Source organism: Sphingomonas hankookensis (genome assembly GCF_001619955.1).
Taxonomy (GTDB): Bacteria; Pseudomonadota; Alphaproteobacteria; order Sphingomonadales; family Sphingomonadaceae; genus Sphingomonas; species Sphingomonas hankookensis_A.
This window is the reverse complement of sequence record NZ_LQQO01000040.1, coordinates 1-9,318: the sequence shown is the minus strand read 5'-3', so window position 1 is coordinate 9,318 and position 9,318 is coordinate 1. Positions and strand designations below refer to the sequence as shown.

Below are 9,318 nucleotides of genomic sequence, written 5' to 3'. Positions count from 1 at the left end.
AATAACCCGGACCACCCGATGGGGGCTGCTCAATCTTCTGGTAGTCATCTAACCATCTTGCACGCACTAGCCGGCAAGCCGTTGCCGATGGGTGATCCATACGCCGGCATCGGTTTTCACCGCGATATTGTTAAATTATGGGTTTCACAAACCTTGGGGCATGACAAATTCCATACCGCGTGGTCGCCTGATAACGGCAAGCGGTACAGTGAAGATTTTCCGGGGCGAACGCTCGGCAAAGATTACCCGATCAAAACTATCGAAGAGGCAGTTTGTGCAGCGCTCCCGCTCCTAAAATCATGGCCTGATAGTTTAGTTAGGTGGGGCGAGCTTCAATACATCGAAAGTGAAGTATTGTTGGATGCGATCACAAAGCTTGCATTCGAGTACAACATACCGGCTTTACCACTCCATGACTCGATCATTGTCGCGATTGAGCATCACGAAATTGCCGCAAAGGTGTTTTCGGATTGCTTTCGAGCAAGGATTGGTTGCTTGCCAACACTTAAAAGCAAGCAAATACAATGCCTTATGTGAGGGCGGCCTTTATTTTTGTCGTTGGCTGTGAATCGATTGGTAAGGGGGGTGGGGGTCCATTTTCCTAAGACTTCGCCTTTCCCAACCATGCCGCTTCCGCGACAACCAATCGCTAATCGGCTCAACGTGTCCGTATCTGATCGGGGCAGGTACGGGCTATCCGTTCGTCGTTATCCCAACGGGCAACATACACGGCATGACCGTTGCGAAGCTGCATACAAGATAGGTCGCCATCGTTGTTCGACAGGGCGGCAACCGTCCGCCCATAGTGATCCGTGCCTACCCGCTCGATATGGACACCGCCCTCGATTGCTTTTCGCAACCTGGTAGTGGCGGCATACGGATCACCCGGCGCACAACGACGACCTTCGCGGCAATGTCCCGGCAGTTCGGGGGCATCAATACCGGCCAGCCGGATTCGCTCATTGCCACAACGGATCGTGTCGCCATCGGTAGCATTACAGCCCGATACCCGGTCGATATGGGTAGCTACGCGATTAGACGGCAACACTACCGAACCGGCACCAACAATACCCCCAACCACGCCAGCGCCAGCCAGTAGCCCTACAGCGGCGATGAGGGACCGCCTACGCGCCTTGCGTTGCTTGTTGCGGTAATACGGCCCCACCTTGATTGGAACCGCCTTAAAGGGCTTACGGAAGCTCATACAATCAATCCAGTCCGACCGGCTATGCGCCGCCTCTTACATTAGTTTACGCATAGTCAGCGCATTTTAGAGCCATAGCAGTAAAATCTAATCCAGACTGAAATTTTCCATCATCCAAATTATCAATGTCAATTGGCTCGTTTGTCGTAGGATCAATCATCGCTTTGTGACGCTTGCTGTCAAAAACGAACTTTTTGAAGCCTACAAATGCACCAAACGAATTTTTTGAGTTTACTTCACCAAACACGCAGTATTGTTTGATGACACTTACGTCTCGAAATTGCGCTGATGACGGGTCTTTCAAGTCCCGGCTTACCGCAGATTTTGCAGCGTCAATTAGTGCTGCATCTGGCGAAGTAGGTACGCAGCCAATGAGACATATAGCCAACAGAATTGGTGATTTGGTCATTTGCGCCCCCCAATATGTTGGAGGCGTGACCCGGCATATAAGCCGGGCTTGGTAATCCCTGTACGTGGACAAGGGCGCGGACACTTGTGGGTTAGCTGCTGCTCAGGCGACGGTGAGAGGCGTATCCTTTTTCGGTCAACGGTGACGGGAAAGGAGCAGGTCATGTCGAAGAAGATCGTGGCGCCGGCCTATGTCGCGGCGATGGAGCGGGCGGAGGCGGATCCGGCGGCAGCGCGGTTCTGGGTCGGGCTGGACATCGGGTTCAAGAGCACGGCGGTGTGCGTCGTGGATGTCGACGGTGCGGTGATCCACCAGGTGTCGATGAAGAGCCATGCGACGGAGATCGGCCGCTATCTGCGGCGCAACTTCAAGTCGCACGTGACGCTGATCGGCATGGAGACGGGCGGCCTGTCACCGCACCTGGCGGGCAAATTGCGCGAGCAGGGTTTCCAGGTGGCGGTGCTCGATGCGCTACAGGTCCACCGGGTGCTGTCGGTGAAGCGCAACAAGACCGACACCAACGATGCGCGCGGCATCGCTGAGATCACGCGCAGCGGCCGCGACTATCTGACCGAGGTCTACGTCAAGTCGAACTTGTGCTTCGAAGTCCGGGCGTCGCTGATCATGCGCGACCGCCTCGTCAAGCAGCGGCGTGAGACCGAGGCGATGATCCGCGGGCTGGTGCGGGTCTATGGCGGGCGGATCGAACCCGGCAGCGACAGCCCGGCGACGTTCCGCGAACGGGCTATCGACCAGTTGTGCCTCATCGCCGACACCGAAGGCGTCGACCTGCGGCCGCGCATCATCCCGCTCCTCGATCTGTGCGAGCGCTTCTACATCGAGGCGGGGCGGATCGAACGCGAACTGGACCTGCTCGCCGCGTCCAATCCGGTGTGCAAGCGGTTCATGGAGATCCCCGGCATCGGCACGATCACGGCGCTGTCCTTCTACAGCGCGATCGAGGACCCGACACGGTTCCGGCATGTCGACGATGTCGCGGCCTATCTGGGCCTGACCCCTCGCGTCTACCAGTCGGGCGAGAGCCTGACGCATGGCGGGATCAGCAAGATGGGCAACCAGCTGACCCGCACGCATCTGGTTGGCGCTGCTACCGTCATGCTGGCGAACACCAAGTCGTTCAGCACGTTGAAGGACTGGGGGATGAAGCTCAGCAAGCGGGTCGGCTTCAACAAGGCCAAGGTCGCACTCGCCCGCAAACTGGCGATCGTGATGTTCAGCCTGTGGCGCGACGGCACGCATTTCATGGCCAAGGCCGCCGACGTCGGGCCGCACCGCGACTTGATGCAGGCGCGCGCGACCGCATAGACAATTCCAGGTTCACACCAGGTTCGTCCGCACAAGAGCGGCGAAACCGTCCTCCCGGGAGGCGGAGGGACAGGAGACTTCGGGCCTAAAGGTGAGGTGGCGACAACCTCGTGACGCTTGTTGAAGCTCCACCCTTTGCACGTGAATGCCCATATTGCGGCAGGCGACAGGCCCAACGGCCATCGCAAAGCGCCCGACCGCGAAGAGACTGTTGCACTCCGGGGGTGATGACGGGTGATCTTGCAAAGATCCGCGAAGGAGCAGATCATGAGGTAGCAGAAGAAGTTGGGATATCCCTCACACGGAGGGGCAGCAGCTAGAGACTTTAGGCCGAAACCTTGGACATACGCGCCCGCAGCCCGGCCACAACGCTGTGACCGGCCACGTAGATTGAAGAGGATTACCAGCCCCCACGGTTCGATTTTGCGAACCGCGACGCTTCAATGCCGTAGGGGTGCTTGAAGTGCAATGGCGGTCATAGCTGTCAGCTACGAGCTACCCGCGAACGCGCCTAACGATTCTGCGCCGCTCCCTATCGTCCCTAGCCCTATCCCACTCGCTCTGCTCGATACCCGCTGGCTTCCAATGCTGTGACGCCTTTGGGCGCGCAAACCGTGGGCGCGGTGGTGGTGAGTCATCATCTGGCGGTGGTGCGCAAGGTGACCACGTTACCTTCGGCCCCCGCGCACCACATTGGCACCGTAGTCTTTCCGCAAAATCCGGCCAATCGGTGCGCCAACCCTTACGCGCCCAATGTCGCTGTAATTCGTAAGGGGAGAATAGGGCTATCCTACCGCAAGCGCGGCATTCCGCTTGGACCGACCCGTGTCGCAGATCGGTAAGGTATCTGATTGGCTGGACCACGGCTCACAAGGGCAGCGGCAGTTGGTTGCGATCCTGCACTGAAAGCGGTTCGCCCACATACTCGCGAAGGTGCGCGGCCATGGTTTCCGCAGCCTGTACCCGCATACGAGCGTCCGGTGCCGTGATGCCAAGGCGGACCCATCCGGGGGCCGATAGGATGGCAGCGGCAATCATTTCCTGCGAATCCAGCATGACGTTTCCTCCGTTCTTTAGTTAGAACAGAACGGGAACGATTCGCAAGGCGGTTCAGGCTCGCGCCGTAACCGGCATCGGCGTTATAAGCGTTACTGCCGATCTGTTCGGCCAGGAGAATCGCATGTTCAAAATGCCGCTTCTTGCATTCGCTGCGATCTGCATGAGCGCTGCGCCGAACGCTTCCGCAACCGTATGTGATCGGTCCAAGATACAAGCGCTATCCGTGGCAGACGCTGCCAAGACAATTTTAGCAAACAGCGATGTAGTCGGGGTAGGTTCGGCGAATGATGAACGAAGCGACCCGAACGTTCTACGTCAGAAGATCGTTTTTACTGACCTTATGAAGGGTAAGGAACACGTTGTGTTCCTTTCGCCCTACCGGACGGCAGGCGTGGGTATTCACGACGGTTGGGTAAGGCAGTTCCAAGAGCCACGCAGCGGTGGAAGGCTATTCGCGCTAACAATGCACCGCGATGGCTACGTCGCAGGAAAATGTATTCTCGCTATGTTGGCGACCTTTCCAGAGGAACAAATGCTTACCGCTTTGAACCGTGCTGTCAGCGAATAAGAGCGCCGTATTAGGATTCGGAGTCAGCCATGACGTCCTGCGAGCTTTTAGAGCATGGTTAGCCGTTACCCTCTTCTTTCTGGTAATCGTCCGCCAACGCTTTCGCCGAAGCATCGATTGAGCGGCTGACAGCAGGCGTCGCGACAATCTTTCCGCAGGTCATGACCGGTAAGGGTACAGTAGGCGATTGTGGCCCTTCACCCTGTCCTTGCGCCACCCCCGAACGGGCAAGCTCCGCCTTCACTGCATCGGCAACTGGCGTCCATTCCTCAACGGGACCGCGCGCATTCTGCATGATCGCACCAGCCCACCGTTCCCCCTGATCCTTGAGATAATCGTTCTGCTGGAAAGCGAAGCAACTTGCTGTCGCATACTGAACAAGTACGTCGCGGGCGGCAGGTTTCGTTTCAGCCTTCACTGGTTGGGACTGACCGCTACAACCGGCCAACAGAGCGGAGAACATGATAGCCATGCGCATTACCCCAACTCCCAGAATTCACCGCGCGACGTTTTGACGTTGCCGTTCGAGTACACCGAGTAGTTATCGGAAGCTTCTCGATACCGGCCACCATCCCATAGCGCTATATGCCCGCTGGCATCTGCCCAATTTACCGTGAAGGCAACAATTCCGCGTTTGCCCCGGAATGCGCTGTCATAGGGGCTAGCATTGTCGACCAGCGGTTTGCCCAATAGCCGAATGAGATAGTTTCGAAATTCCGTCACACGGAAGATGATACGCGAGCCGTCAGCGGTTCCCAACGTTTGCGCACCGGCAGCGCGTGCGGTTACGGCGTTGATAGGTGATCCGCCTTTGTTAAACGCGACACTCAATCGGCTTGCGCAGGTGTTACCCCTTGGACCGAAGCCCGGAGCCATAATGTTACGTTCTGCCGCCCCACCCAAATGGGTGTAAAGGTCGCGTAAAGTTGGGTAAGTCGCGTGATCCGGGAACGCAGCCCAAATCTTCGAGAGGTTGGGTTTTGCCATTTGCGAAGGCATCCTTACTCTGTCGGCAATACCGGAGGGTACCACACAGCCGCTGGACGACAACACGCCGGGTAGCGTTCTACCTCGCGTAGGAAACGGCAGACCTTCCGCATTCGCGGCAACGCCGCCAACCTATGACAGCAATCGAGTAACGATTCATTCGACCCGCATCAGCTGCGAAGGGAATGGTGCCGACAGTTCCAATGCCTCCGCTATGGGCGCAGTTAGCCACCGCTCTTCATCTTCGGGATGCAGCAACACCGGCATTGCCTTGGGATGGATAGGCGCAACGACGGCGTTGGGTTCGGTCGTAAGGAAGGCGAACACCGGCCCCTCTTCGGTCGGTCGCCATATCCCCGCAAAGCTGGTTATCGGCTGCGATGGCACGTCGAACCAATGTAGCGGCAACTTGCCATCGTCGCCGCGAACCTGCCCGTATTCGGAAAACCGGGTAAAGGGCACAAGGCAGCGCCGTGATGGGTTTGCCAAGGCCGAACGCCAAAAGGGGGAGGTTAGGTTTCGAACGTTCGTAACGTCCTTGCGAATATCCTTACCGCTCTTGCCCTTCGTCATCATGGGGAAGCCCCATGCCATAACGTCGAGGATGCGAACGCCATCGGCATCGCGGACCACATAGGCGGGTTTGCGGGGGAACAGTTCGGGGGCTGGCGCTGCTACCGGGTTTGCCGCTTCGGTAGCCCTGTATCGTGGGAACAGTGACGCCGCAGGAACCGAAAGGGCATAGCGATTGCACATCATTCGACTCCCACAGCCACTATTAACCGGGCCTACGCTGCCAAGGCTCGATAAACGCTAGCTCGACCAACACCCAACCGTTTGGCAATTTCGGTTGGTCCTACGCCCTCTGCATGAAGGGCTTTGATCCCTACCGGATCAACCGACCGCTTCCGCCCCTTATAGACGCCCTTCGCCTTCGCGGTGGCGATGCCTTCCATCTGCCGTTCGCGCCGTATGGCAGTTTCAAACTGCGCAAAGACGCCAAGCATTTGGAGGAAGGCGACGCCCGCAGGGGTTGATGTATCAATCGGCTGCTCGGTGGCGCGAAGGAACGCCCCCTTATCCTTCAAGGTGGCGACAATCTTCTCTAGGTCAGCAACCGATCGTGCGAGCCGGTCAATCCGGGTGACCATGAGCGTATCGCCTTCGCGGATGAACGATAGGACCGTTTCAAGTTCACCACGTCCTTGCGTTGTGGTCCCGCTCTTCTTTTCGGTTCGAACCACCGAACAACCGACTGCCTCCAATGCCGCAACCTGAACGCTGCAATCCTGATCTTCACTCGAAACGCGAGCATAGCCAATCATCGTCATGAGACAGCCTCTGTACCAATAGGGTCTATACCTGCTGGTATGACTGTCTCACGCTGCGGAGTCAAACCCTATTGAGACGATTCCTCTGTCTCATACCTCTGTCTCGCTTGAGTATACTTTACCGAGCACCGCCGAACTACCAACCTTACAAAGAAATGCTTGCCGTGACCGTTTCGGTCCGGAAAGTTCTTGCTACAGACGCCCTCGAACTTATTCTGCCAACGCAATAGCTTAAAGGAACCGGGATGGCGAAGCGTCAGCGCACTAATCAGGTTACAGCCTCTTTTCATTACCTGGTGCAACGCCAACGCGGTGATACTGACGCGGACGAAGTAGGCTTTACCAAGCAAGAATTCGAACGTCTTTGTAACCGCCTGCGGGACGTCACGCCGATCGATTTTGATGCCGAGGCAGAAATTCGACGCCTTAAGCAAGGGGATATTCTGTCTATACTAAAGTTTACTCAAATAAACGAAAATAGAATATATGGTCGTTTCGAAGCCGCATACTATGGCCAAGAATACCGAAATACTAAAGTGGGCACTATTGATGCAGATAGTATTAATTTACGCACATTTCACTATATTGTAGATAGGAGAAGAGACGGTAAAATCGTCGTTGGTGCGCAGTACTTAGGTAATTTCGGCGACTATGATGGCTTAGGATATTTCATTTCTAAGATACTTCAATCAAGTCAGTCGGTTGTAAGATCAAAATCATTCACTAGCCTACGGCATGAAATTGGCCGTGGAACACCGGTAGAACTAAAAGTTACGCTTCGTCGGCCTGGAAAAAAACTGGGTAGCAGAAGCTTATTTTCGCGTTCGGGTGTCTTTGCAGTCAGAGGTTCTGACTACGGAGATGATTTCGGGGATGATATCCGTAGCCTCATTCCACACGTGCAGGGATCGCTTGACGCGCGAAAAGCCGCTTTGGCGAAGATAATTTCACAAGGCGATCTAATGGATATTGACGATGAGGACATTGCCGGCTGCACCGTCTTGATGCGTCAGGATGGAAGTCAATACACCGTGTATCTTCTTGGGGATAATAAATTCTCTACGAAATTTCCACTTAGTGTAAATGTTCCACCGAATGGCTTACTTGATTATGATCGAGTAAAAAATGAAATGGTAAGAGTATTAGATGATATTGTAACGCCAGGACTACGTCAATGAGCGTGCGGCTAACCTGGCAAACTGTGTTAGAAAACTATGAAACTTACAGAGATGAACAGACTAAAGAGCCAGAAAACCATACCTACCGCCTTGTTGGACAGGTTTCAATTGGTCTAAGCGTTGCAGTTTTTGTTAATTCTTTGACCGACGACAATATATCGGTCCTAGTAACAGCATTATCAATACTAATTGGCTTTGCATTTGCTGCAATGTTTCCCATTGCCTTAGAAAGTGTGTCAGGCCTACCACGTCCGCAATTTTCAGAAGATAAGGACGATATTAGGGTCATTCGGCAGCTAGCAGTCTATTTTAGATACAATGTTGCTTATTTTATACCCTTAGCTCTTTTATGCGTTGCAACGCTTTTGTTACAGATGCTAGAGCCGGAAATTCCGAGCTTTCTTATTCAATTGAAGAATTGTATAAAGAACGCCCTATCCGGCCAGTGGAATAACTTTAAGATAGCAATAAATATTATTCCATCGGCGCTTTTGGCCTTTTCGATATTTCTTATCCAAGAGTGTTGCTACACATTCTACAGGATGTGCTTCAATGCTTTGGCATTACTTAGAATAAAAGAAGAATACGTTGCAAATCGGCCTGATGAGCCATAATGTCGATTATACTATTCGATTCTATTGAAAATATTATTTGGCGTCTGAATGGGCAATGCTCCCAGGCGTCTATGGGCCATGCGATGACAGTTCGCGCAAAGCAGCACTAAATCTGTTAGCCTTACCTTAGAACCCGGCTTGAGTGTGTGAACCGGCTTCACATGGTGAACCTCGATATACCCTGCGCCTAACTCGCCATAGGTGGCTTCAAAGTCGAAGGCGCAAACTTCGCAAGCCAAAGGCCCCTTTGCTTTGGCTTCCTTAAGCTTCTCTCGAACTAATTTGCGGTCGCGTTCGTAACGCTTGTGCATGGCAAGGACCACGCCGCCCTCTTCGCCTTCGTAGGGCGGTTCTAAGGGGTGCTGTGACAACGCAACGCCATCGGCGGCTAGGATGGTAGCGCGGATCGCCTGTGCGTCTGTAGCGAGCCTTAAGGGGTCGCCAGCGTACTCCTGCCAAATGACGCCTTCCAACTTGTTACCCCGCTCCATACCGTGAGCTGCCCCCTTCTGAGTGGTCCATCGACTATGACAGTCTGGATCAAGGAAGGGACGACGCATGCCTGCCAAGAAGCACAAGCCTGAGGAGATCATCGGGAAGCTGCGTGAGGTGTGGATCGGCGTGGAAAAGGGACCCCGGTAG

13 protein-coding genes are annotated in these 9,318 nt (G+C 54.7%); 5 read left to right on the top strand and 8 right to left on the bottom strand.

The genetic code is table 11. The features are described from left to right. On the top strand, nt 1–537 hold a 537-nt coding region (locus AVT10_RS18600), incomplete at its 5' end, for a hypothetical protein (protein WP_198158600.1). 121 nt (nt 538–658) lie between these two features. Here the strand turns inward: AVT10_RS18600 and AVT10_RS17940 are convergent. Together AVT10_RS17940 and AVT10_RS18335 are read right to left on the bottom strand one after the other, a co-directional pair. Next, the gene (locus AVT10_RS17940) at nt 659–1,204 is read right to left on the bottom strand and encodes a thermonuclease family protein (protein ID WP_084401754.1); all 546 of its coding nucleotides are present in this window, start codon (nt 1,202–1,204) and stop codon (nt 659–661) included. A 46-nt stretch (nt 1,205–1,250) separates the two neighbouring features. After that, nucleotides 1,251–1,613 carry a hypothetical protein gene (locus AVT10_RS18335; RefSeq protein WP_126015308.1) on the bottom strand — a complete coding sequence of 121 codons (363 nt, stop codon included), beginning with the start codon at nt 1,611–1,613 and terminating at the stop codon, nt 1,251–1,253. Between the two features lie 162 nt (nt 1,614–1,775). On the opposite strand from AVT10_RS18335, the gene AVT10_RS14555 reads away from it, so the two are divergent. Further along, complete coding sequence (locus tag AVT10_RS14555) at nt 1,776–2,939, top strand: IS110 family transposase (RefSeq protein ID WP_066693024.1); 1,164 nt, start codon at nt 1,776–1,778, stop codon at nt 2,937–2,939. Nucleotides 2,940–3,806: 867 nt separating this feature from the next. Here AVT10_RS14555 and AVT10_RS14550 read toward each other — a convergent pair. Next, the gene (locus AVT10_RS14550; protein ID WP_066693022.1) at nt 3,807–3,995 is read right to left on the bottom strand and encodes a DUF6771 family protein; all 189 of its coding nucleotides are present in this window, start codon (nt 3,993–3,995) and stop codon (nt 3,807–3,809) included. Between the two features lie 124 nt (nt 3,996–4,119). Here AVT10_RS14550 and AVT10_RS18330 point away from each other — a divergent pair, with 124 nt between their 5' ends. Further along, nucleotides 4,120–4,566 carry a hypothetical protein gene (locus AVT10_RS18330; protein ID WP_126015283.1) on the top strand — a complete coding sequence of 149 codons (447 nt, stop codon included), beginning with the start codon at nt 4,120–4,122 and terminating at the stop codon, nt 4,564–4,566. A gap of 58 nt (nt 4,567–4,624) precedes the next feature. On the opposite strand, the gene AVT10_RS18325 is transcribed toward AVT10_RS18330, so the two are convergent. The 4 genes from AVT10_RS18325 to AVT10_RS14540 form a co-directional block, all read right to left on the bottom strand. Beyond that, nucleotides 4,625–5,038, bottom strand: coding sequence for a hypothetical protein (locus AVT10_RS18325; protein WP_126015281.1), 414 nt, complete (start codon nt 5,036–5,038; stop codon nt 4,625–4,627). A gap of 5 nt (nt 5,039–5,043) precedes the next feature. Beyond that, nucleotides 5,044–5,553, bottom strand: coding sequence for a T6SS effector amidase Tae4 family protein (locus AVT10_RS17935; protein WP_164523932.1), 510 nt, complete (start codon nt 5,551–5,553; stop codon nt 5,044–5,046). A gap of 156 nt (nt 5,554–5,709) precedes the next feature. Continuing rightward, on the bottom strand, nt 5,710–6,309 hold the full coding sequence (locus AVT10_RS14545; protein WP_066693028.1) for an SOS response-associated peptidase: 600 nt from the start codon (nt 6,307–6,309) through the stop codon (nt 5,710–5,712). A gap of 32 nt (nt 6,310–6,341) precedes the next feature. Beyond that, a complete protein-coding gene (locus AVT10_RS14540) occupies nt 6,342–6,884 on the bottom strand; it encodes a recombinase family protein (protein ID WP_066693020.1) in 543 nt (180 codons plus the stop codon). A gap of 245 nt (nt 6,885–7,129) precedes the next feature. On the opposite strand from AVT10_RS14540, the gene AVT10_RS18320 reads away from it, so the two are divergent. Both AVT10_RS18320 and AVT10_RS18315 read left to right on the top strand, forming a co-directional pair. Beyond that, entirely contained in the window at nt 7,130–8,062 is a 933-nt protein-coding gene (locus AVT10_RS18320; protein WP_157092781.1) for a hypothetical protein, read from the top strand. Then, nucleotides 8,059–8,676 (top strand): hypothetical protein, encoded by a 618-nt coding sequence (locus AVT10_RS18315; protein ID WP_126015325.1) that lies wholly within the window; start codon nt 8,059–8,061, stop codon nt 8,674–8,676. The genes AVT10_RS18320 and AVT10_RS18315 overlap by 4 nt, the downstream gene beginning before the upstream one ends. 11 nt (nt 8,677–8,687) lie before the next feature. On the opposite strand, the gene AVT10_RS18780 is transcribed toward AVT10_RS18315, so the two are convergent. Further along, nucleotides 8,688–8,987, bottom strand: a complete 300-nt coding sequence (locus tag AVT10_RS18780) for an HNH endonuclease (RefSeq protein WP_232308033.1) — start codon at nt 8,985–8,987, stop codon at nt 8,688–8,690. Between the last annotated feature and the right edge of the window lie 331 nt (nt 8,988–9,318).